Origin of the sequence: Hymenobacter cellulosilyticus (assembly GCF_022919215.1) — a bacterium.
Taxonomy (GTDB): Bacteria; Bacteroidota; Bacteroidia; order Cytophagales; family Hymenobacteraceae; genus Hymenobacter; species Hymenobacter cellulosilyticus.
Map to the genome: position 1 here is coordinate 15,376 of NZ_CP095048.1, position 21,899 is coordinate 37,274.

Here is a 21,899-nt window from a genome sequence, read left to right on the forward strand (position 1 = left end):
TTCAGGGCGACTGCCGGAATCGTTTATTAAAAGGTATCATCAACATCAGGGAGATGTCATTTTTGTTGATGAACTGGAACCAGGGTAGCAGAAAAAGTGCTGCGTAAGCACAACGTTTCGCCCATGTTGGCGAAACGGATTGTTGAGTCAAAGCATTTCCCCCGCAGACCGCTGGAACTTAAACTGCTGGCTTCAATTGCATCAAATTCGGAGGACGACACGGTTTTTGATCTCGAAAAAGAGGTTCTGCGGGCGGGAAAGCAGCCAAGGACCTTTTTGCAGGTATTGTCTACAGGCGCGTGCTACTGCGAATCAGTGATGAAAGGGCTCGGGCCCTTGCGTATCCTGGGCTTATACTCCGCTACGTAACGGCGGATTTGATTCGGGACGTCGTGATTCCAACGCTGCAGAGTTTTTCCCTCCATGATGTCAGAATGCTTCAGGTGCTTAGCTCACTTGATTCAACGGAAGCGATTGAACAAGCCCTGACCACACTCTGCTCTTACACTTGGCTGGTGAGCAGAGATGAAAGGGGAAGAGTGTGGCATCAGAAGGACCTAAGAAACACCATGCTTAAGGCAATTTCCGGACAGGAGCAGGAAAAAGCTGATGCCGTTCACATGCGGGCCATGGACTTTTTCAATAGCAGACGCTCTAGAGAGGAGTGGTCTGAAGGCATGTATCATCAGCTGATGTTGTGCCGTACTCCCATGATGGCGGGGCAATAGAGCTGGCAGATGTAAAAGAGTCGCTACCATATATATCCGCCGCTTTAAGTGATCTGCCGAAGGCGGCAGCCACTTTGGTTCGGTTTGTCATTGATAGTCATGTTCCTGATGAAGATGTAAGACTGCTACCGGATAGGTATCTGCCTAAGGCCTACAACAATACAGGTCTACGACTTCTTAATGACCGCGAGTTCGGCAGGGCTCTGGACCTGCTACAGAGGGGAATTGATACCAAAATAGCTTTCTCAGCCGGGAAAGGCTCTGCGTTTTCCCTTCAATGGGAGTGGGAGACTCTTTTCGTTACCGCCCGGTGGGGCGAACTGCGGGGCGGATCAGTGGGGTGGACCGGAAACGCAGCGATATGCATTCCGGGCGCTCTTCGGTCAGTTCTGTTTATTTCAATTTAATTATTGCCCCCTCCCGCTTATTATTAGATAGTACAGGAGCGAGAAATACGGTACGCAGCTTGTTTTATCCCTCAAGACTATACATGTTGACAAGCGTTCAAAAACTATAGGTCCTGATTTTCAGGTGAGCATGACCAGATTGTGCGCCTGTTTTATTATGCTCTCACGGGAGAAAAACGCTGGTTCATTCGACTTTGTTTACGCTGCGGACTTGTTAAAGTCTGTTGTTACACAGGATTACTTTCCATTGACCTCAAATTTTAAAAGAAAATTACTGTTCCTGAATCTTATTGCTCATCCTGACTGGCCGGATTATAGTCTGAACCTATCCCCTCCACATTGAGACTGACTCCTGCCGCTCTCAATCAGTTAATTCTTGAGCAGGATTTGGTGAGACTCGACGCCGAACTGCACGGGCTTATCGGGAAAGTTGCTCAGAATCTGGTCAGAAAAGCCGGCTCGAAATCCTGGACGGCAAAGGGCTGCTCGGCGCGGTTGACGCCTTGCATAAAAAAGAAAATAACTGGCGCGCTGTCAAGCTCTTCGTGGCCGGAAAAGCAAGAACCGCGGAATCAGTTCTTGCTATTGTCAGAGGGCCTGATCCTGAATTTCGTGATCCCATCCGCTTTGCGCTCCTTGAAGCATATCCCGGCCCTTCAGCTTTTCCCCGTTTGGCCAAAATTATCGCGTCACTTATCCCCTATGAACTGGATGATCTAGAGCCGAGTGTATTCGCTGACATCATCGCCGCAGATCCTGAGCGCGGCCTTGAATCCTACATAGAACTGATCGACCGCAACTGGTCGCTGGGAGAACTGCTGAATAAAGCCCGAAATGAATGTGCGGACCTAAGTCCAAAGCTGGCTCAGGTACACGCGGCCTATACACGTTGGGACGAAGCCATTCGAACATCGGTATTGCAGCGCTTTCATGATCTTATTAGACTTGGTTCATGACCGTGTCACGCCCGCATCGAATAAAAGTGATATTCAGGCACCGCCGCACGGTAAATCTTTCGAAAAATGCATCCCAACGTAAGCTATCCCTCTTCCAGCGCATCCGATCTGAGCCTTTCCGCACATTACAGGAAAATGATGAAGGCTGGAGGGCAACTGCTCGAGCACCTCGAAAATAACGACCCTGATCTGTCAAACGGAGGTATTCGGGAAAGGCTTAGTACGGTCAGGGCGGAGTTGGATCGTATAATAAAGGAGCAACTGGGTGGGAAAGCTGACCTTCATTCACTGGCTGACCGGATTTTTAAGGATGGGGACACAGCCCTGCGTATGATTCGTGATCAGGACGAGGCCGGCCTGCGGCAGCATACCCGGCTGCTGTCGGCCCTGGAAACGATTGTGCGCACTGATGGCTCCAGACCTTCCTTTATGATTCAGAACGGCTCGGTAAACATCAGTAGCAGCCCGGTGGGCGGCTGGAAAAATAGTATTGTGGCGAGCGCCGACCTGTTGTTTAATGCAGGTGCCTGTGTCGGACGTATAGACGTGCCCTTTACGGTTCAGGGCTTTGCGGGCACGGGCTTTCTGATTGCGGAAAACCTGATTGTGACTAATCGCCACGTTCTGCAGGGATTGCTTTGGAAAAGCCCGACGGAACGTGGAAACTGCAGGCAGGTGTACGGATAGATTTCGGTCATGAGTTTCGTGGGGTGGATTCTGTTAACCCCAGGGATCTAGCCCGGGTGGTTTTCAGCGGGAAGCGACCCATAGATCTGGGAGCATCAAAGCTTGACCACTCCAGGCTGGACTTGGCGCTCATTGAACTGGCACCAAGCAGTCAGTCAGCAGGACCCCGCATGTATCTTTCCCTTGACCAGGCTCCCGACTGGGCAATGCCGGATACAGCGGTCTATACCATCGGTTACCCAGGTGCTCCTAATCTTTTGAATACGCCCTTCCCTCCCTCGTTGTTTGAGCAGATCTTTCAATCCACGTACGGGTGCAAACGGCTAGCGCCCGGAATGGTGCTGGCGGGGCACCTAGCAGCCCTGCGTGGACTCATGCCCACGACGCAACCACCCTGGGGGTAACTCTGGGTCGGTAATCGTCGTGGTCGGGCGTGAAAACGCAGCGGCCGGGTTGCATTACGGTGGCAGATCAGACGAGCCACGCGAAAACTATGGCCATACTCTTGGAAAGGCCCTTGCCGAGACGGATGGGCGTTCCGGTAAAACCCTCAGGGATCACCTGCTTGAGTTCGGTGTCCATTTAATAGACAGGGCCGGTAATAAATAAGGCTGGCTCAAAGTAAAGATATTGCCTGCCTGAACCATTTTTCACCTTTCTTAAACACTGTACAGCATGAGTGCGGCCAACCTATCCCGAAAAGCGACATTCGACACGATGACGTGTCTGGGCACCGAAACACCTGAACGGCCGGGCTCCGAGCCTACCACCATGCCAGTAAAGTTTGAGGACAGAAATGGGTATGAATCCGGCTTTCTGCACGGCTGGGACATCCCGCTGCCACTGGCGGTCGGCGCAAATGCCTCCGATATGCTTCCTCTGCGCAGGGGCGGAACCGGAGTGGAGTTAAAATATCAGAACTTTTCCGTGATTATGTCTGCTTCCCGCCGTCTACCAATGCTGACAGCTGTGAATCTTCTGGGCTTGGACAGGGAGCAGGTGGACCGGATTGATACGTGGTATTTTGATGGTCGATTAGATAAAAGCGACCAATGGGGAGATGAATTATATCATGGGAATTCGCTTGACCGAGGACACATGGTCCGGCGGGAAGATCCGGTGTGGGCCCCTTCGCGAAGCAGGCTAACGCCGACACCTTCCACTTTACCAACAGCTGTCCTCAAATGGCAAGCGTTAATCAGAAAACCTGGGTTGGCCTTGAGAATCACATTCTGAAAATGGCGAAAGCGGACGGCATGAGGATAAATGTATATACGGGGCCGTTTTTCAGCGACGCTGATGTAGATTACAGAGGGGCCAAAATACCGCTGGCCTTCTGGAAGGTAGTAGCAATCGTGACGGAGGATGGAAGACCGTCCGCCACGGCCTACAAAATCAGTCAGCAGCAGGAGCTATCAGAACTTGAATACATTTTCGCTGGCTATTTAACGTATCAGATCAGCGTTCAGGAGGTTATGGACCAGACGGGTATTAACTTCAGTGCTCTGCTGGATTACGATGGCTTTACACAACGTGCAGTCGTGACAGGTGAGCGCACAATAGAGTTGATAAATAACCTGGATCGTGTGAAAATCTGATGGTAGACTTCAAAATCTCAGTTCATAACGCAGGAGGTGCTCCGAGAGCATCAAAAAGTGTGGGGCAGTTGGGTGAGCAGCTATCGGTCAATCTCTGAATGGGAATGGCTGAGCGCCTATAGATCATAAAGTAATCTGGCTGCCCCACACTTTTTGATGCTTTCCGGTTACAAAACGTAAGCAGTGCCCGGTGCCTGTAAATGGCCTGTGGGCTGTTTCGCCGGCTACTGTGCCGCCTCAAAAGCCCCGCCATCAACTCCTGCTCGGTGCGCGAGAGCTGGTACCGGCTGGCCACGTCCGGCCATTGCCGCACCGCGGCCACGACCTGCGCGAGCACCGCTTCCGCCTGCGCGCCCGACAGGCGGAAGTAAGGCGCCACCTCCCGAGCCAGGTCGAGGTCTAGCGCGTTGTCGGTTACGGAAATGTTGAGCTTGAGGCCCTGCCCGTAGCGGATGGGGTTCAGGTCGAACGCTGGTGAGAGGCGCCAGCCCTGGGGCGTGAGCAGAAAGCCGTGGTTGCGCAGGTGGTCGTCGGTGTTCGAGACGCAGATGTTGAACACGATGCGCCGCCAGAGCTCAGTCAGGTCTTCGGCCACCTGGGCGCCCTGCTGCATGAGCAAGCCCGCCAACTCCAGGTAGCTGGCCCCGTCTTGGTAGCCCAACAGGGTCATGGCTGAAGCGAAGTGCAGCCGCTCGCCGGCGGCCGTGCGGTCAAAGCGCTGAGAGAGGAAGGTGTGGTGGCGGCTGTTGAAGCGCTGGGCCCGGCCGGTGGCCACCTGCAGGCCGGCTGCGCGGGCCAGTTTGTTCACCACGGCTTCCCAGGCGCCGACGTCGTGCTCGTCCTGCCCGCTGGGGAACTTAGCAATCCAGAGCTGCCCGTGCTCGTCCACCACGCTGGCCTTGGACCGCGCGCCGCCCAGCGAAGACCCGGGTGCCACCAGCATAAACAGCCACTTGAGGTAATCCGGGTCCTGGGGCGCGTCCACCCGCTCCAGCTGCAGGCTGGCGTGCTCCAACTCCCGCAGCGAGGTCCAGGGCGGGGCGGCCATGGCCCTGTTGTCGTTGAGGAACGGGCCGGCCAAGTCGGTTTTGAAGCGCAGCCCGCCCATACGGTGGCCATCAAACACCCCCAGCAAGTAGTCCGATTCGAGCAGCGGCCGCTCGCGGCGCTCCTCCTGCCGGGCCAGGGCGGCTTCGCGCCGGCGCATGAGTAGCCGTCCCCAGCGGTCGGGCGAGGAGTCCAGAAAGAGGCCGAAGTTGGCTTGGTCTTCCGGCAGGTACTGCGGGCCGGTAAACAGGTGCAGCGCCGGGTCCAGCACCTGGGCCTGCGGCAAGGCCAGCCACTGCGCGTCATAGGCAAAGGAAAACACTTCCTTACCCCGCACCGGCACGGCCGAGAGCGTGCCCATCAGCCGCGGTCCATCGACCAGGCCCTGCCAGTCGGCGTACACGTAGAGTTGGCGGCGTTCAGCGGTTTTGGCCATGGGACTACTCGCCGGAAGACTGTTTAGGTGCCCGTACGCTAACCACCAAGTCGGCATCCTGCAGCTTGCGGCCCAGCACGTCGTCGGCCGCCAACTGGAGCAGGGTCTTTTCCAGGCCCAACACAAACAGCACCTGCAGGTAGGCCCCCATGCTCACCGTGGAAGCGCCCTGCTCGATGGCGTGCAGGGTGTTGCGGCTGATGGCCGCGCGCTCGGCCACGCGGGCCGCGCTGAGCTTGCGGCGCAGTCGGGCTAGGCGGATGTTTTCTCCCGCTTGCGTTAGCAACTGCTGCAAACGCGGTAAAAGGATGACTGGGTCTTTGGGCATAATGCTCAATATGATGAGCAAAAGTAGAGAGATTAGCTCAATTTATTGCGCATTATATGGTGAGCGCACATTTCTGGGCCTAACGGGCAGTTGTGCTGATAATGGTACAAAACCTGAGCCCTTTCCTTGCTTACCCCGGCGTCTGCAATTGGCAACAGCGTACCGACCCAGGTAGAAGCTCAGCGTAGCCCGCAAATCTTCAAAAACAGCCCGCCCGGATTTTTGGTCGCCTTTACCTTGTCGGTCTTCAACTGGTACGTGAATTTGAAGAGTTGGTCCAAGTGCTTGGGGTCGCCGAGGATGGTGGCCACCAGCTGCGGCTGATTGATACCGAGGGCCTCCAGGTGCTGGCGGGCCGCGTGCGCGCGGGCGTCCTCCGCCGGCTGCTCAAAAGGAATGGGCAGCTGCTGGGGCTGCTGGCGGGCGATGGTAAAGCGCACGGCGTCGTAGGCCCGCCCCTTCTTCACCAACTCGTAGTCAATTTTGAGGTCGGTGTGCTCGCTGACCTGGCGCACGGCGATGTCGAGTACCCGGGCCTTGAGCTGGCTGATGTTCTGAAACAACTCCGGCTCCTTCCCCTGGGGTCTTTCAGGTGCAGCATCTGCTTGAATTCGTCCAGCGGGTAGGTCCGCGTCGACGTCTTGTCCTTCCATTGGCTCACCAGCTGGTAGATGCGCTTGGCATACTTGCTGCTCAGCTTCAGCGCCGAGTGCAGCTGATAGGAGGTGAAGTTTTCCTTGAGGTTGAACAGGAAAGGCCGGATGGGCGCCGCCAGCTGAATCTGCAGGCACCCTTTGCCCTTGATGTACTCCACCCGCTGAAACATCCACAACTGCTGGTACGTGCGCTCATTCTCCACCTCGAACATGCGCGAGCCCATGTCGGCCGTCGCCTCGCGCAGCTGCTGGTAGTTCCACTGCCGCCCGGTCAGGGCTTCCACGTCCTTCACGTAGATGGTATACTCCTGGTCCGGCGTGTCATCCCGGCGCAGCCGGGAAAGCAGGTAGAAGAAGATGTCCAACTGACAGGCGGTGTAGTCGTAGCGGGCCTGGGTGATGGCGTTGTGCTGACGAACGACGGGAACCGGAGCCGGCTCGACAACTACAACGGCGGTATCTTCAGGCTTCATAAACTAGGACATAAGGACGCAGGAATAAGGCAAATGTAAGCGTTCGGCAGATAAAAAACCACAGTGGTAGTTGAGCGTGGTTTTTCGCTTATAAAAAGTGGTGGGTAGACTTATAAAACGTGAGAGTTCGCTTATAAAAGGTGGTACTAAAAGGTATAAAAAGTGGTTTTTCGCTTATAAAAAGTGGTTTTATACCATTATATACTATTGAATATCAGACACTTATGAGTACTACAAATAGACAAGGACTAACAAATAAACTCACAAAGGTTGTTGATGCCGAATCCGAATAGCTTTTTAGGGTGGTGGTTCAAAACCCAGACCAAACAAACAAAAAAACAACAAAAAAAGAAGAGGACCCTGACGACCACAGGGATTGCACTTTTCTAAGCAAACCCATAACATTAGCCACTTAAAACCACTTTTTATAAGCAGCTGCAGGAACTGCTGAATCTTGGGCTACCCACCCCCTTCCACCACTTTTTATAAGTCACCACCACTTTTTTTCGGCAGAAGAACAAATTTACTAACTTTAAACTAACTTATGACTAATAACGAATTACCACGTTTTATAAGTGTCTTTCCTCCCCTACTGCCCGAACTAGCACGTTTTATAAGCGAAACCCAGCCTTGACAACAACAGTACACTCACGCTTTTGCCTGGCTAAAACGCCGTTTTGGCTTTGAAATCGGGCATAATTGGACTTTCTGCCCCGTAATGACTCCCTACCGCCATACCTGCCCCAGTGGGAAGCGGTGAGAACAAAGCTTATAAAATGTGAGAGATACAGCGCCTGCCCGGCACTTACTCCACCATGGCTACACCCTACCCCTCCCCCACTGCCCAAAAAAGAAGGCCAGCCCCGAAGGAACCGGCTTTCCCAAGGCAACTGTCTGCTACCCCTCCCCTACTTGACCGGCGGCAGCTTGCCGGTTTTGCGCAGGTGTGCATCGTAGTGCCGGTGGGCAGCCTCCAGGTAATTCTTGATGGTGGTGGGCGTGTCCGGACCGGGCGTGGCCAGCAGCAGGCTCATCTTAATCTCCTGCACCACGGATTTGGCGATTTGGACCGTGTGTAGCGGTACTTCAGCCTCCGGGGCAGGCGCCGCGGCCGCAGCAGGCTTACGGCCCGCGTGGCACGTACAGGAGCGGCAGCCGGTGCGACCGGGGCCGGGGCTGCGGGCAGCGGCGCCGCAGCTACGGGTTCGGGCGCAGGAGCCGCAACTGGCGGAGCAGTTGCCGGTGTGGGGGCGCAACGGGCTCCACCGGCGTCGGCGGCGTGGTGGCCGTGCGGGTCGCCTCCCCTCCCATCCCGGCCCGGGCCTGCTGGCGAGCCTCTTCAGGTACTTCAATGCGGCGGCGCGGCGTGATTTGTGGTTTCTCGAAGCCCATTATTTCGCGGAGGTTGAAGCGGTGGATACGGTAGCAGCTGCGGCGGCGCGGCGGTCGGGCAGCCCCAGGCGCTCGATGAGCTCCTCGCACACGCGGCGGATTTCCTCGCTCGTGTCCTTGGAGCCGCCGGCGTAGCGCGACCAGGCCGGGTTGAGCAGGCTGTAAAGCGTCGAGGCCCGGGTGTAAGCCTTGCGGTGGCCCAGGTACGAGTTGAAGCGCGAGAGGCCCAGCCCGTCGATGTAGTCGTCCATCTCCTTCTCCTCCCGCTGCCCCGCCACGCGCTTGGTGGGCAGGCCGTAGTACTGAAAGTCAATCTGGGCGTCGTCGGCCGCTTTCTTGATGGCCTCCAGAATGGTCATAAACTCGGCCGTGGAGGCCCGGTCCAGGTAATCTGATACCAGGGGCACAATCACCGCGTCGCAGGCCGTCAGGGCGTTGAATACGTCGTCGCCGTCGGCGCGGCCGGGCACGTCGATGATGATCAGGTCGTAGTTGTGCTCCGGGTTGTCGATGAAGTCGAATATCCGGCTCAACTGCCAGGGGTACACGTCGTAGGGATACTGGGCATCGGGGTTGGTTTCACGCAGCTTGGCGAAGTTGGCTGCGTCGACCTGCTCGCGGGTCTTGACGATGCTCTGCTGGTAGTCGCAGTCCAGGACGGCGATGCGCAGCCCGTACTCGGTTGCCAGCGGAGCGGCGAGCACGAGGGCCAGCGTGGATTTACCGGAGCCCCCTTTCTGGGTGGCAAAGCTGATAACCTTGGACATAGTAGGTGCGGGGTAAAGTCGTGGAGGGACGGTGGCGCAGAGGCCAGCGCAATAGTAAGCCAAAAGTAATAGAAAAGCAGAAAGGCAGAAGCGCAGACCAGCACTTTTGCGGAAAAACATAAGTGTTATTCTGCAGAAAAACTGTTTTGTACTTATGGTTTTAAACTGAATTGAAAAACAACAGAAAAATAGAAATACCGATCCGTCTAAAAGCACTTCTGCCAAAGTGTGATTCTGCAGAAATGAGAAATTGCAGAACCACATTTCAGTAGTCAGGAAAGGGACGATTTCTTGTGTAAGCAACAGAAATACAAAACAACAGAATTGCACAACAACAGACTAAGCGCACAGTTGCTACGTGATTGCAGGAGAGTGCTTAGACTGCAGAAATGTAGAACAACAGAAAAGCAGAACGACAACTCCGGAGTTAGCCGGCCTTGAACTTTGGTGGTATCACATTGATAACAGAAATGCAGAATTGCAGAACTGTAGCCGGAATGACAATAGAATGAAGCCCGCGCTGCCAGTTTCCAGGAAGTGTTTATCGGATAAAAGCGCACAGGCAGACACCAGGTGGTGGCCTCCTGCCAGAGCCTCTAAAAGAGTCGGTGGCGTGAATAGGACACCGTGCACGGTGCCATACTGCGCGGAAATAGGGATGGGCATAAACACGCAGCAGGAAAGATGCGTACTAGCTTATCACTAACTTTTTGCTAATCATAGAATAGCCTTAGCAAGAAGAACACTGCAATCCTAGAGCTAACGCTCTATTCTTGAGTGATTTAGCAATCAGCAGAGTTGATTTTGTGGCCAGACGAGGTCTAAGTAACTGATTTCAAGCGCTGAAAATGGCCCACTGGGGCCCAATTGGAAACCATCACCATGAGCACGGAGCTACGCAGGCGAGTCACCCTGGACAACATTGTTTACCGGAAAGGCGAAGCGGCCGCGGCCGAAGTGGGCGCCAGTCTCGGGGCCTACGCCAGTGCGGCGGTGGACTACTTTGCCACCCGTGGCTTGGACCCCCGCGAGACGGAAGCACGCGAAGGGCAGCTCATCATGCGGCAGATAAAGAAGCTCGGCGACCGGGTGTTCGGCTTTCTGCAGGAGCAGGAGCGCACGCTGCTAACAGCCATGCTAGAGGAAATGCTGCGCACCCGCATCACGCTTGACCGGGTGTTGCGCATGAACGAAATTCTGGTGGGCAACCTGAACGCGCAGTTGGAAACGCTCAGCGAAGCGCAGCTGCAACGGCAGCAGCAGGCGCTGCAGCTGCTGCGTCAGCGCAACGAGGAAGCGGTAGAAAAGCAGGTACGGGAAGCGTTGCAAGCGGCCCAACAAGACGGGCCGGGCAAGCGCCGCAACCCGGCCGAAAGCCCGGTAGGGAAGGGGCAATAGGGAGAAAAATGTCGGTTACTGCAAGCTTAAATTCACTCCATATTGTTGATGTACGCCAAATTAATTAATCCAAAGACGCACGGCAAAGCGGCGTATACCAACACCGGTAGTTGCGCGCAAACGCTGAATTATTTGCAGCACGAAGCGGTAGGGGAGGGGCAGGAAGCCGCGTTTTTTAACGGTGATTCCGACGAGCTCAGCGCCGCGCAGCTGCTGCACAGCATCGACTCCAACGTAAAAGGACTGCGGGCCACGGAGGCCAAATTCTATTCCCTGGTGCTGAGCCCAAGCGAGCAGGAGTTAGCCCACATCGGCAGCGACGCCGGCAAGCTCCGGGGCTACACCCGCGAGGTGATGCGCCAGTACGCGCAGAACTTCACCCTGCCCGGCGGCCGGCAGCTCGGCAGCCAGGACCTGGTCTGGGGTGCCGTCCTGCATCAGGACCGTACACACCGGGGCACGGACCCCGAGGTGGTAGCCGGTACGGCCAAAGCCGGTACCAAGCGGGCAGGCCTGCAGGCCCACGTGCACATCATCGTCAGCGCCCGCGACCGGAAGCAGCAGATAACCCTTAACCCGGGTGGGCGCCGGCAGCGGTTTGACCTGATGCGCTGGCAGGCCGCGGCGGGCCGGCAGTTTGAGCGGCAGTTCGGCTATGAGGCGCAGGCCCACGAAAAGCTGCGGCCTCGGGCTACCCGGCCGCGCGACCCCGCCCGCGACGCCGGCCGGTTACAGAAGATTACCGAGCGCGTGGCCGGCATCAACTTGCTGGTGCCCCAGGAGCAGCGCCTGGCTCCGGAGCGGGTGCAAGACATAGCTGTGGCCCGCGCGTTCGACAAGACCTTTTACCGGATGCTGAGCCGGGTAGAAGAACGCGCCCGCGACGGCCGCCCCATCGACAACGCCCTGCAGCTGCTGAGCACCGGGCGGGAACAGGCCCCGGCCCCGCAGCGCCAGGCGGCCGCGGCCCTGCACGCGGTGCAGCACCTGGTGCGCAGCACGCATGCCGACCAGCCGGAGCGCACCGAGCAAGTAGCCGAGAGGCCCGGCCGCCGCAGCGCGGAGCTCGACATCGAGATGTAAGCCCGCATACCCTTCATTCTCTCCACTACCCTATGACCAATCATCCTCCCCAGCCGGCGGCCTCTTCTCAAACTTTTGCGCTGGTTATTGGCCTAGCGTTGCTAGGCCTGCTGGCCGGCGAGTGGTACGTGCTCCAGCACCCGGCGGAGCTAGCTGCCGCCCGTGCTGCGCAGCACCAGGCCCAGCAGGCGCCCCCGCTGACGCCCAGCCAGCGCCTGGCTGCCCGGCTGGCCATCCTCAACCAGCAGCGGGCCGAAGCACGGCGGGCGCGGCTGCAGCGGCAGGCGGCGCCCGTGGTGGGGAAACCGGCCGCCGAGTTGGCCACCCGCACGAGCCGGGCCGGCGACGAGGTGGTGAACAGGGGAGGGGCAGCAGCGGTGCGCGTGGCCAGCGCCGGGCAGGGGTTCAAAGGCAAGCTGCTGGTCAAAGCCGGCCGGTTCTACGACGCGGCGGGCGGGTATCTGCGGGTGCTGTTGCTGCTGGTAGCCGTGGCGTTGGTGTTTCTGCCGTCCACGCCGGAGCGCAAGCCCGGGCAGGCCCGCCGCAAGCCCCTGCGGCCCCGGGCCGTGCGCATCGTGGTGGCCAGCTGCGCGGGCCTGTTCCTGCTCGGCGCCTACGTGCTGCTGGGCATTGCCTCGTATTCGGCCGGCTTTATTCGGGTGGGCTACCCCGTCGCGGCAATGCTGGTACTGGCCAGCGGCTTCGTGGTGGGGCTGCTGCAGGCCCTGACCAAAAGCCCAGACTTTGGGCTGAGCGTGGAGCGCCGGAAAGTGGATACGCCCGATGGGTTCAGCCTGCCCACGGAAGGGGGCGGTTGGGTGAACGTACCCAATCCGTACCGGGGCGTGCTGGTGCTGGGCGGCGCCGGGGCGGGCAAGACTTACTCCATCGGGGAGCCGGTGATTGAGCAGCTGGCGGCCAAGAACTTTGCCGGCCTCATCTACGACTTCAAATTCCCGGTGCTGGCCGAGACGGCGCAGAAAGCACTGGAGCTGGCCGGGCGCCGGCCGGGTCCGCCGCGGCTGCGGCCCAACGGGGAGCCCGAGCCGGCGGTGGTGCTGCACGTCATCAACTTCCGCGACCTGCAGCGCAGCGAGCGGGTGAACCCCTTGCGGGCCGAAGATATGCCCGTGGTGGCCTTTGCCGAGGAGTACTCGCGGGCCATTATCAACAACCTCAACCCGGCCAGCATCCGCAAGATGGAGTTTTTCGACATCAGCGCGGTGGCCTACCTGACCGGCATCATCTGGTTTTACAAAAAGCACTTCCCGCGCTACTGCACCATTCCCCACGTGGTGGCCACGGCCATCCACAAGGACTTCAAGCACGTGCTCTCGATGCTGGAAACCGACCCCGAGTGCGCCGGCATGGTGCGCAGCATCGTGACGGCCGTGGAGCAGCGGGCCGAAAAGCAGGTAGCCGCCGTGGTGGGCACGCTGCAGGTGATTCTGAACCGCATCAACTCCCCGGAAATCGTGTGGGTGCTCACGCCCGATGAGGAGAAAGGGGAGGGGTTCTCGCTTAACCTGAACGACCCGAAGCAGCCGGCATTGCTCTGCATCGGCAACGACCCGACGCTGAAAGAAACCTTCTCGCCAGTGGTCAGCTGCATCATCACGGTGGCCATCAAACTCATGAATCAGCAGCACAAGCACCGCAGCTACGTCTTCCTCGATGAGGCCGCCACCGTGTACGTGCCGGGCTTGGAGCTGCTGCCGGCCACGGCCCGCAGCAACAAGGTGGCCACTATTTACATGACCCAGGATTTGGCTCAAATGACCGACGCCTATGGGCCTGAAAAGATGAAGGTTATGGTCTCCAACCTCAACAACCAGTTTTTCGGCAAGGTCAACTCCCTCGACACGGCCAAGTTCATTTCCGAGCTCGTGGGCCGGGAGGACAAGCAGATGGTCAGCACCAGCACCGGCAAAAGCCAGGGCGGAGCCGGCAGCCACGGCAGCCACAGCTCCAACCTGAGCACCAGCTACCAGGAGCGCAACCTGGTGCGGGTGCAGGACGCCATCAGCCTGCAGCAGGGCGAGTTTATCGGCCAGACCGTGGAAACCGAGCGCACCTTCTTCCAGGGTGTCATCTCCCGGGCCGACGCTACCCCGGAGCGCTTTCCGCTGCACCCGGTGGCCACGTTCGGCGACTGCGAAGCGGATAGCGCCGAGATGCTCTCGGTGGTGGTGCAGGATAATTACCGGCGGGTTAGCCAGCAGGTAAAAGAAACCCTGGCCCTGCACGCAAACATCTTAGCAGGAGCCACAAAGAATGAGGTGGAATAGCCTCGAAAACCCATCAGAAAGCGACGTTCAGCCCCTTTTTGGTGTTGAGTAAGTACACAGCACCCAGACTCCAATCCCTATGATGAAGAGCTTTTTTACGCCGGCCCCGGCCGGCCTGAACCCCGAGCAGCTCGCCGCTCGCCAAGAGCGGGAGCGCAGCGCCAACAACTCCATTGCCATCCTGATGAGCAACGGCCCGGCACCGAGTCCGGAGAGCGTGGCCATCATGCAGCGCTACGTGGACGGCGAGTTGAGCATCGACGAGGCCATTGAGCTCAACGACGCAGTGCTGCTGGCGCGCTACCAGCCGGGCGCGGCCCCGGCCAGCCCTGAGGACCAATCCGCCCGCTGATGGTAGCCGGCGACCGATTCAGCGACGAGAACGGAGTACGGATAAACCGGCTGGGCATCACCGATCCCCAGCAACTAGCTCAGGCCGAAACCGACTCCTCCCTGCTGCGTCTGCAGCGGCTCAACCTGCAGGGCGGCATCCCCGGCGGGCGCTACGACCATGCCCACCTCAAGCAGGTGCACCAGAAGCTGTTCGAAGGCGTCTACCAGTGGGCCGGCGAAACCCGGGCCGACCGGGAATTTCAGGGCCATAAGCCTACGTACGTCACCGGCTTCAAGGAAACGATGACCTACGCGCCCTACAAGGAGATTGAGCAGCGCCTGAACGCCATCGGCACACAGCTGGGCCAGGAGAACTACCTAAAGGGGCTACCGGCGGAGAAGTTTGCTGAGCGGGCCGCCTACTACCTTGACCAGTACAACCACACTCATGCCTTTCGGGATGGCAACGGACGCACGCTGCAGGCTACTTTTGTGCAGCTGGGCAAGGAAGCCGGCTACCAGGTTGACTTTGCCCGCATCGACCCGGCCACGCTCAACCGGGCCCGCGACCTGGCTATGGTGCGTCCGCACGCGCCCGAGGAAGCAGCCAAGAACCTGCAGGCCTTGAAGGCTATGTTTGAGCAGGTAATCAGTCCGGCCCCAGGGCTCGAAGCAGAAAAGATACGTGACCCTAGCCAGGCGCGGCCACTGGCGGCCTTGTCAACGCAGATGCAGGCGATGGATGCCCGGCGCGAGCTGCAGGTGACCGGGTACCGGGTGATGGACATTGTGGCCAATATGCCCGGCGCTGGCAATTACGAGAAGGGCGTAGCGGTGGGGAAGGGGGTAGAGGCGACAAACCTGAATCCAGCGGCTGTTCAGACGCACCTAGTCCAGTTTCAGCAGGCAGCAGAGAAGATTGCCAAGCATCCCGCCCTGCAGGGACCCGATGCCCGCCAAGACCAAACGGATGCCAGGCGGTTTCGGGAAGCAGCCGGCCAGGTAAGCACAATTGCCCGGCAGCACAGCGTTGCTCAGCACACTCGGCAAGAGGTTGGAGGGCAATCATCCACTCATGAGCAAGCCCAGGCCGCATTCGGTGTGGCAGCCACGCAGCTGGCCCGGGTCTTACGCGAGCACGGAGAGCCGCTGGCCGCCGCTCGCCTGCAGGAAACAATCCGCCACGTGGATCGCAACCCGTACCTGGGAGGATTAAACCGCGAGAATGTCGACCGGGCAATAGCAACGGCTGAAAAGCTACCCGCGCTCAACAATAGTCGTTCGCTGGAGGAGTTGCGCAATGCCGCAACGGTATTGCAGCTTCCTGTCCAGGCGACCGAGCGACAATCTGCCAGCCCCGATCTGACCGTTCGGGGTGCTGACCAGTTGCAGCGATGAATTTGCCTGCAGCTAGTCAAGGCCGGGCAAGCAAGCTCCGCTAACAAAAGCCATCAGCGCGTTACAACCAGGCACTGGGTGGTCATCTTCTCCTTCTTCCAAACAAGGAGCGTCTCCCGTAGCGGGCCTCCGCCTTGTCAAGCGCTTCTTCTGCTTTGGACGACTCCGCAGGTGGTGGATACCGCTCGCGTAGCAGGTCATCCAGCAGAAAATCCGGCGCATGAAAAAAAACATCGAGACCAATGGTCTCCTCAAAGCGGGAACGCTCCTTTAGCTGGTGCTGATATGCATTGTAATACCCGTGTTTGAGATATACGAGCACTGAGTAGCGTCCATCGGTCAAATCGTGAATGATGTTCTCCACATAGAACATGTATTCTCCGGTCACGGCCCGCAGGAAATCCAGCTGTAGCTGTTCGCCAACCCGGGGTGTGATGGGTAGGCGGCAGCTGAATGTCTGTGAGGCCCGCTGGCCAGTCAGGATGAGTTGGTGCTCTACCTGCTTGAAGGGTACGGCATCGGCATCGCTTTCCAGCAGGTGCAGGTAGGCCGCATATAATGCGTCAAGCCAGCGGCGGTATTTGGACGGGGAAATACCTAGGTCCTGCTGTAGCTTTTTGCCCGTGGGAACCTTTGCGTCGCTATCAAGAGCGAACAAGACTTTCGCCAGGGGCTGCCACTCCGCATTCTGCTCAGCAAGGCGGCGCAGCACCTTGGGTACTGTTACTAAGTCACGCGTCATCTCCTCCGACTTCATCGGGGCGTTTCTTCCGGCTGATAGGATTTAGGCATGGCAAAGCGGATTTAGGAGTGGAAGGATTAGCAAACCACAGGCTAACTCCCTCTGCTTTACTCTTTGTAGTAGCCAGCGAAGTCAACCAGATAGATATGCCCTCGGGTAGCGGCATTCTGCCGCCAATTCTTCAGCGTGTAATCGGTGTTGTGTTTCTCATCATATTGTTGCGAATCCTGGTAGGTGTAATAGCTAACGCCGGAGACCGCCAGCCCCAGCAGCTCGTCTACCCGCGGCTCCTGCTTGAATGCCCCGTTCTTAACTGTCCAACCTGCCAACCGTTGCACCATAGCTGCCATTCAGCCCAGGATTTTCCGTTGAATGCCTTCTGAACCTTTATAAGCTTCACGGGGTCACCAATCTTGATCTTGTGACGAATGAACTCATACGTTCTATCCTCCCGAGCACCCAGGAGATAAACAGCTTGTCTAGCCCGGGCTTGACGATCCGGCCAGGCGTTGCTCCTTATTGGCCAGCTGGTACGCCCGCCCTTCCTGCACGGCCGCCTCCCGGTCGTATTGGATGACGGCCAAGCGGTACCGGGCCCGGGTATAAGCTACGTACAGCAGCCGCCGCTCTTCCTCCGCCACCTGGCGCAGGTTGAGTACTGGCCTCCCGTCCCTATCGGTAGCGAAATCGGCAAAGGATGGCGGAATGAGCACGGCGTCAAACTCCAGCCCTTTCACCTTGTGCATGGTCGTGAGCACTACTTCCCGCCGCGAGTGGCCCGGCACCAGCTCCGGCATGTGCTTCTCGTAGAGCTTCATGAAATGGCCATCATCACGTCGGGCCATGTCATCAATGAAGTCCAGCAGGTCCTGATTTGTGGCGTCGTCTTCCTGCTCAACCCTGAACTCCCGTACCAGGCAATGTACCAGATGGATCAGGTACTCGTCCCACACGCCGGCAAAGCTTTGCAACGTCTGCTGTTTAGCGCGGGCAAACTCCTGCAGGTAGTTAGGGCTGAGGGGCGCTTCCGGATTTTGCTGGTAGGGCTGAAGCAGGTGCTGAAATTCGCGCGAGGTTACCGGCGAGCTGGAGGCCCCTTGGATACGCAGGGCCACATCGGGCGGAAGGGTTCGGGACTGCAGTTCGTTGAAAGCGCGGAACACCTCATCGTTGGAGCGCAGCATGACGGCAACCTGCTGGTAGCGCTTGCCCGGCTCGTATTCGGTTTCTGTTAGCAGCTCATCGAGCTTCACTTTCCAGTCAGTCTTGGTTTCCCGGAAAGACAGCAGCTCGCAATAGCCCATATTTCGCGCAGGCTTTCGAACGGGCTGCAGGGGTGGAATTGAAAACCGGTCCGGGTTATTGGCCAGCAGCCGGGCCGCCGCCTGCAGGATGCCGGGGTAGGAGCGGTAGTTGTTGCTTAGGTAATGCTTTTGGGGCTGATACAGCTCCTCAAACTCCGCATAATAGGGATACGGGTCAACCTCACCTCCCTCTGCTACGCGCTCATACCCGTAAATGCTCTGATTAGGATCGCCAATAACGCAGAGCTTGGCCGAGCCAACGGGAGCAATGGTTTTGAGCATGGCCAGGCGCTCACCCGTTATGTCCTGAAACTCGTCCACGAACACGTATTCAACTGGCCCCAACTGCTGGCGAATCAGCCGCGGATTATGGGCCAGCGCCCGGGCCAGCTGCGGTACCCACTGGCTGAACTCTATGCCCTCCAACTCTCCTTGCAGGCAGCGCCGGCATAATCCATGGAAGGTGTACACGTGCAGTCGCTTAATGAGCTGCCCGTAACCCAAGGCCCGAAACAGCGTGCTCAACCGGTCCTTGAGCTCAACTACCACGGCCCGGTTGTACGCCAGTACCAGGATCTGGTCTGGTGGGATATTGTTCTTCTGGATCAGGCGAGCGACGCGTAGCGTCAGGGTGTGCGTCTTGCCGCTGCCGGGCCCGGCAATCACCTGCAGGTTATCGCTTAGCGGCGCATCATAGACCTGCCGCTGCTCCGCACTGAGCTTCTCCTCGGCATCCTTAAGCGCCTCCTGCCGAAAGGCCCGCAGCATGGCATGGTCAGGGCCCAGGTGATCTGCCAGCAAGCCTACCAGGTCAGCGCTACCCTCACAGGCAAAGTACTGCTTGATAAAGGCGTCCTGTTTTTGATGGGGCATCGCGGCCAGGCATTCCAGAGCCAGCAGCCGAAGCTTTTTAAGCTCCGTTCCTTCTAAAAACTGCTGATGGGTCTGGTAATCCCGCGAAGACTGTTCCTCGTAGTCAGGGGTGGTTTGATCCAGCAGGAACAGCTCAATGCCCATGGGCATAAAGCTGCCGCCCCTTTGATGTAGCCTAGCGCCCGCGCCAGAAACAGCAGGCTATCTAAATAATCTACCCCGCTTCTTCCAGTTCCAGCGCCACCACCATGTCGGCGTAGTTGAAGGTGTACTCTCCCGTGAGCGTCTGAGCAGTCACATACTGTAGCAACGCCAGGAGCCGTTTTTTTAATTCGGCCAGGGGCTTGCGCCAGAGAGAGTCGTGGCGGTTACCGTTATAAATCAGCTGCGTTACGCCCGGCTCACTGCGGTCGCGCACGTTCATGACGGATTGCAGCCGCGTGTTAGGCAGCAGCCGTACCAGCTTCAGGGCGAATTTAGCCCGCTTCTCCCGCCAGTCCGCTGCCAGATCCTTAGCGGTTGTCTTCTTGTCAACCGGCTTCCCTTTTTTGAGCGGTGTCCAATAGATGTGGTCCGGCTGAAGGTGTTCAGCCGCCACTTCCCCCACCAGCCGGTCCAGCTCATTGCCGTCCAAGCTGCGTTGCGTCTGGGGAGCTATTGGGGCCAGGAGACGCTCCGCCAGCAGAAACACCGACTCCACCAGCGGCAAGTCCCGTTTGTTCCAGCGGGATTCCTGCCAGGCTTTGAGCTCTGCTTCCCGCAGCTGCGTCAGCTCCAGATGCAGTTTCCGGTCAATGGATATGGCCTTGATCTTCTGGGCCAGAAACAGAAACCGGAACAGCTCGGCGTGTCGGCTTTTACCCGATAGCGCTTTGAGTTCTTCCATCGGCATGCTCACAGCGGTGGCTTCGCGATACTTCGATGCGTGCAGCTGGGCAATAAATTGCTGCATCTGCGCCCGCTCCGTATCGTCTTTGATTTTCAGATAGCTGGGCTTCTCCAGTAGCAGCAGAGGTAGAAACGAGGGGGTAAATAGCCCGAGGCGAATACGACCCAGCAGTTCCAGCCAGTGCAGCGCCAGGCGGAACCGGACATCGTCCTCTTCTTTCTCATCGGCATCCCGCTGCCACAAATCCAGCGGCAGTGCCAAGGGCTCATGCACCAGTGTATCCAGCTCCCGGTACTTCTGCGCATACTGGTGAATCAGCTGTTGTGTCTTCAGCACGTACTCCCAGCTCAGTGCGGATTTGTGCTGCAGGTCGCGCAGCACCTGAAAATCCCGGCTGGCCATTACACAAACGGCCTGGATAGGATGGGCTTCAGAGAATCCGGCTGCCTCCAGCGCAGCCCGGTTTCGGCCCGCCCGGCCTACCTCCTGCAGGAAATCCTCAAAGGCGGAAGAGGGTCCCAGGTGGTATACGTAATGGATGTTTTTGATATCCATTCCCATGCCGAAGGCCTTGGTTGCCACCAGCACCACCGTTTCACCCGTCTGATACGCGGCGTACTTGCGCTCCCGGTCAAAGCCATCCAGCCCGGCATGGAAGTAATCAATCTGCTCGGCCCAGGGCAGCCCCGCTTCAGTGGCCAGCTCACTAAGCTGTTGAACTGCTTCTTCGGCCCGGCGGCGGGTCCGCACGAAAATAAGTACCCGGCTCACACTCGCATCGAAGGTCTTCTGCTGCAGGTTCCGCACGACGGTTTCCGCCTGCTGGACTTCTTCCTTGACCCGCTCAAAGCTCATGCGGATGTGCTCCCGCACCGGATTATAGGCTATTTCTCCTGGTCGCTCTATCATACAAATAGCTGCGTAAACTCCTGATAGATCTTTTCTGAGACGGTGGCCGAAAACAAGAGCACCGGGAAACGGCGGGAGCTTCCTTCCCGGAAGCGCTGAACGGCCTTCCCGGAATACAGGTAGTCGGGCCGGAACTCGTGCCCCCATTGCGAAATGCAGTGTGCTTCATCGTACACCGCGTACTCCAAGCCTTGGTCGTTATTGAAGCGCTGCAGGAAGGCCTTGGTAAAGGCTCCGCTCCGGAAGCGCTCCGGGGTTATGAATAACAGGGAAATCTCCCCGCCCGCCAGCCGACGGTAAATCTGCGGCAGCTCATCCCGCTTATCCTGGTTGATGTATTCCACGCTGCTGTAAAAGCCAAGCTTCCACAGGGCATTTACCTGGTCTTCCATCAAGGCCTTGAGGGGCGTGACGACAATGGTCAACCGGTTGGTAAAGGCGCTGCGGTACAAGGCCGGGGCCTGGAACAGCAGGGATTTGCCCCGCCCGTGGGCAGCGAGACCAGTAAGTCCGTCTGGGCGGGAAGGATCTTATTGAGATAGGGCTGCTGGTGATCATACCAGGGATGGCCCTCCAGAAAGACTTTGCTCAGCAAGGTCTTGGCTTCCTCCAGGTCCAGCGTAAACTCCTGTTCCGGACGGGCACTCAGCAGCACCTGGTCGATCGTATGAGCGGCAGTGAGGTATTCCTCCTCGGTGGCCCAGAGAGCATCCGTGAAGTACTTCTGCATCTGCCAGGACTGCTCCAGGGCGGGAAAGTCACCCAAGCGGGGGTCCAGCAGCCAAAGATGATTGTCATCGTGGTTGTCCAGTAGCCGGGAGCGCAGCTGCTGCACCAGTGGCTGCTGCAGCTTCAGCAGGAAAAACAGGTCACGCTCGAGCACGTCCTCCACGCTGCTGTCCTCAGCGGAACGGTTCTCCGGGGAACCAACCGACTCGCTTGCCTCCACGTCCCGGGACTGTAGCCTTGCCCGGTCGAATAGCTGGGAGCCCCGGGCCAGAAAGTAGTTTTCAAGCAGGTTGAAGCTTTCCAGCACAAACTGAACCGGTCCCAGGTAATTAGCTTCTACCACGGCCGTTGCCTGACTGATCGGCACAATCAGGAGCCGCCGGCCCGATCCGTACTGGTGCAATAGCTCCAAGCGACGACCCAGCGCGGCCTCCCGCCGCGGTATGAAAAAACCCTGACCCGGAAATATGCCTCCAAG

General features: G+C 58.1%; 22 protein-coding genes. 10 read left to right on the plus strand and 12 right to left on the minus strand.

The features are described from left to right. Positions 1 to 392 precede the first annotated feature (392 nt). The 5 genes from MUN79_RS29280 to MUN79_RS29295 all read left to right on the plus strand — a co-directional run bounded on the left by MUN79_RS29280 (position 393) and on the right by MUN79_RS29295 (position 4,376). Positions 393 to 728, plus strand: coding sequence for a hypothetical protein (locus MUN79_RS29280; protein ID WP_244678619.1), 336 nt, complete (start codon positions 393 to 395; stop codon positions 726 to 728). 910 nt (positions 729 to 1,638) lie between these two features. Then, on the plus strand, positions 1,639 to 2,091 hold the full coding sequence (locus MUN79_RS29285) for a hypothetical protein (RefSeq protein WP_244678620.1): 453 nt from the start codon (positions 1,639 to 1,641) through the stop codon (positions 2,089 to 2,091). Positions 2,092 to 2,157: 66 nt separating this feature from the next. After that, positions 2,158 to 2,778 (plus strand): hypothetical protein, encoded by a 621-nt coding sequence (locus MUN79_RS29290; protein WP_244678621.1) that lies wholly within the window; start codon positions 2,158 to 2,160, stop codon positions 2,776 to 2,778. An 870-nt stretch (positions 2,779 to 3,648) separates the two neighbouring features. Continuing rightward, a complete protein-coding gene (locus MUN79_RS32205) occupies positions 3,649 to 4,014 on the plus strand; it encodes a DNA/RNA non-specific endonuclease (RefSeq protein WP_375378290.1) in 366 nt (121 codons plus the stop codon). Then, positions 3,900 to 4,376 carry a DNA/RNA non-specific endonuclease gene (locus MUN79_RS29295; protein WP_262923102.1) on the plus strand — a complete coding sequence of 159 codons (477 nt, stop codon included), beginning with the start codon at positions 3,900 to 3,902 and terminating at the stop codon, positions 4,374 to 4,376. The genes MUN79_RS32205 and MUN79_RS29295 overlap by 115 nt, the downstream gene beginning before the upstream one ends. A gap of 22 nt (positions 4,377 to 4,398) precedes the next feature. On the opposite strand, the gene MUN79_RS29300 is transcribed toward MUN79_RS29295, so the two are convergent. The 6 genes from MUN79_RS29300 to MUN79_RS29320 form a co-directional block, all read right to left on the minus strand. After that, entirely contained in the window at positions 4,399 to 5,859 is a 1,461-nt protein-coding gene (locus tag MUN79_RS29300; protein ID WP_311136817.1) for a type II toxin-antitoxin system HipA family toxin, read from the minus strand. A gap of 4 nt (positions 5,860 to 5,863) precedes the next feature. Beyond that, entirely contained in the window at positions 5,864 to 6,187 is a 324-nt protein-coding gene (locus MUN79_RS29305; RefSeq protein WP_244678649.1) for a helix-turn-helix transcriptional regulator, read from the minus strand. Between the two features lie 179 nt (positions 6,188 to 6,366). Continuing rightward, the gene (locus MUN79_RS30520) at positions 6,367 to 6,702 is read right to left on the minus strand and encodes a hypothetical protein (protein WP_262923103.1); all 336 of its coding nucleotides are present in this window, start codon (positions 6,700 to 6,702) and stop codon (positions 6,367 to 6,369) included. Further along, positions 6,651 to 7,316: a replication initiation protein gene (locus MUN79_RS29310; protein WP_262923104.1), complete on the minus strand. Its 666-nt coding sequence runs from the start codon at positions 7,314 to 7,316 to the stop codon at positions 6,651 to 6,653. The genes MUN79_RS30520 and MUN79_RS29310 overlap by 52 nt, the downstream gene beginning before the upstream one ends. Positions 7,317 to 8,224: 908 nt before the next feature. Beyond that, positions 8,225 to 8,368: a hypothetical protein gene (locus tag MUN79_RS29315; protein ID WP_244678622.1), complete on the minus strand. Its 144-nt coding sequence runs from the start codon at positions 8,366 to 8,368 to the stop codon at positions 8,225 to 8,227. 339 nt (positions 8,369 to 8,707) lie between these two features. After that, positions 8,708 to 9,475, minus strand: coding sequence for a ParA family protein (locus MUN79_RS29320; protein ID WP_244678623.1), 768 nt, complete (start codon positions 9,473 to 9,475; stop codon positions 8,708 to 8,710). A gap of 867 nt (positions 9,476 to 10,342) precedes the next feature. On the opposite strand from MUN79_RS29320, the gene MUN79_RS29325 reads away from it, so the two are divergent. The 5 genes from MUN79_RS29325 to MUN79_RS29345 all read left to right on the plus strand — a co-directional run bounded on the left by MUN79_RS29325 (position 10,343) and on the right by MUN79_RS29345 (position 15,975). After that, complete coding sequence (locus MUN79_RS29325; RefSeq protein ID WP_244678624.1) at positions 10,343 to 10,873, plus strand: BfmA/BtgA family mobilization protein; 531 nt, start codon at positions 10,343 to 10,345, stop codon at positions 10,871 to 10,873. Between the two features lie 48 nt (positions 10,874 to 10,921). After that, positions 10,922 to 11,956, plus strand: a complete 1,035-nt coding sequence (locus MUN79_RS29330) for a DUF5712 family protein (protein ID WP_244678625.1) — start codon at positions 10,922 to 10,924, stop codon at positions 11,954 to 11,956. 32 nt (positions 11,957 to 11,988) lie between these two features. Beyond that, a complete protein-coding gene (locus tag MUN79_RS29335; protein WP_244678626.1) occupies positions 11,989 to 14,244 on the plus strand; it encodes a type IV secretory system conjugative DNA transfer family protein in 2,256 nt (751 codons plus the stop codon). Between the two features lie 79 nt (positions 14,245 to 14,323). After that, positions 14,324 to 14,596 carry an antitoxin VbhA family protein gene (locus MUN79_RS29340; RefSeq protein ID WP_244678627.1) on the plus strand — a complete coding sequence of 91 codons (273 nt, stop codon included), beginning with the start codon at positions 14,324 to 14,326 and terminating at the stop codon, positions 14,594 to 14,596. Then, positions 14,596 to 15,975 carry a Fic/DOC family protein gene (locus MUN79_RS29345; RefSeq protein ID WP_244678628.1) on the plus strand — a complete coding sequence of 460 codons (1,380 nt, stop codon included), beginning with the start codon at positions 14,596 to 14,598 and terminating at the stop codon, positions 15,973 to 15,975. Before MUN79_RS29340 ends, MUN79_RS29345 begins: the two co-directional genes overlap by 1 nt. An 82-nt stretch (positions 15,976 to 16,057) precedes the next feature. Here the strand turns inward: MUN79_RS29345 and MUN79_RS29350 are convergent, their stop codons facing one another. The 6 genes from MUN79_RS29350 to MUN79_RS29375 form a co-directional block, all read right to left on the minus strand. Then, positions 16,058 to 16,732 carry a hypothetical protein gene (locus MUN79_RS29350; RefSeq protein WP_244678629.1) on the minus strand — a complete coding sequence of 225 codons (675 nt, stop codon included), beginning with the start codon at positions 16,730 to 16,732 and terminating at the stop codon, positions 16,058 to 16,060. A gap of 92 nt (positions 16,733 to 16,824) precedes the next feature. After that, positions 16,825 to 17,067 carry a hypothetical protein gene (locus MUN79_RS29355; protein WP_244678630.1) on the minus strand — a complete coding sequence of 81 codons (243 nt, stop codon included), beginning with the start codon at positions 17,065 to 17,067 and terminating at the stop codon, positions 16,825 to 16,827. 129 nt (positions 17,068 to 17,196) lie between these two features. After that, on the minus strand, positions 17,197 to 19,038 hold the full coding sequence (locus MUN79_RS29360; protein WP_244678631.1) for a UvrD-helicase domain-containing protein: 1,842 nt from the start codon (positions 19,036 to 19,038) through the stop codon (positions 17,197 to 17,199). Between the two features lie 70 nt (positions 19,039 to 19,108). Then, complete coding sequence (locus MUN79_RS29365) at positions 19,109 to 20,692, minus strand: helicase-related protein (RefSeq protein WP_244678632.1); 1,584 nt, start codon at positions 20,690 to 20,692, stop codon at positions 19,109 to 19,111. Further along, on the minus strand, positions 20,689 to 21,144 hold the full coding sequence (locus tag MUN79_RS29370; protein WP_244678633.1) for a DEAD/DEAH box helicase: 456 nt from the start codon (positions 21,142 to 21,144) through the stop codon (positions 20,689 to 20,691). Before MUN79_RS29370 ends, MUN79_RS29365 begins: the two co-directional genes overlap by 4 nt. Beyond that, positions 21,114 to 21,824 carry a hypothetical protein gene (locus tag MUN79_RS29375; RefSeq protein ID WP_244678634.1) on the minus strand — a complete coding sequence of 237 codons (711 nt, stop codon included), beginning with the start codon at positions 21,822 to 21,824 and terminating at the stop codon, positions 21,114 to 21,116. Before MUN79_RS29375 ends, MUN79_RS29370 begins: the two co-directional genes overlap by 31 nt. Positions 21,825 to 21,899: the final 75 nt, after the last annotated feature.

Excerpts from the sequence above, each read along its gene's own strand:
- MUN79_RS29300 (WP_311136817.1), bottom strand. The coding sequence starts at position 5,859 with ATGGCCAAAACCGCTGAACGCCGCCAACTCTACGTGTACGCCGACTGG.
- MUN79_RS29365 (WP_244678632.1), bottom strand. The coding sequence starts at position 20,692 with ATGATAGAGCGACCAGGAGAAATAGCCTATAATCCGGTGCGGGAGCAC.
- MUN79_RS29340 (WP_244678627.1), top strand. The coding sequence starts at position 14,324 with ATGATGAAGAGCTTTTTTACGCCGGCCCCGGCCGGCCTGAACCCCGAG.
- MUN79_RS29355 (WP_244678630.1), bottom strand. The coding sequence starts at position 17,067 with ATGGCAGCTATGGTGCAACGGTTGGCAGGTTGGACAGTTAAGAACGGG.
- MUN79_RS29310 (WP_262923104.1), bottom strand. The coding sequence starts at position 7,316 with ATGAAGCCTGAAGATACCGCCGTTGTAGTTGTCGAGCCGGCTCCGGTT.
- MUN79_RS29360 (WP_244678631.1), bottom strand. The coding sequence starts at position 19,038 with ATGGGCATTGAGCTGTTCCTGCTGGATCAAACCACCCCTGACTACGAG.
- MUN79_RS29305 (WP_244678649.1), bottom strand. The coding sequence starts at position 6,187 with ATGCCCAAAGACCCAGTCATCCTTTTACCGCGTTTGCAGCAGTTGCTA.
- MUN79_RS29290 (WP_244678621.1), top strand. The coding sequence starts at position 2,158 with ATGCATCCCAACGTAAGCTATCCCTCTTCCAGCGCATCCGATCTGAGC.
- MUN79_RS29335 (WP_244678626.1), top strand. The coding sequence starts at position 11,989 with ATGACCAATCATCCTCCCCAGCCGGCGGCCTCTTCTCAAACTTTTGCG.
- MUN79_RS29320 (WP_244678623.1), bottom strand. The coding sequence starts at position 9,475 with ATGTCCAAGGTTATCAGCTTTGCCACCCAGAAAGGGGGCTCCGGTAAA.
- MUN79_RS32205 (WP_375378290.1), top strand. The coding sequence starts at position 3,649 with ATGCTTCCTCTGCGCAGGGGCGGAACCGGAGTGGAGTTAAAATATCAG.
- MUN79_RS29345 (WP_244678628.1), top strand. The coding sequence starts at position 14,596 with ATGGTAGCCGGCGACCGATTCAGCGACGAGAACGGAGTACGGATAAAC.
- MUN79_RS29350 (WP_244678629.1), bottom strand. The coding sequence starts at position 16,732 with ATGAAGTCGGAGGAGATGACGCGTGACTTAGTAACAGTACCCAAGGTG.
- MUN79_RS29330 (WP_244678625.1), top strand. The coding sequence starts at position 10,922 with ATGTACGCCAAATTAATTAATCCAAAGACGCACGGCAAAGCGGCGTAT.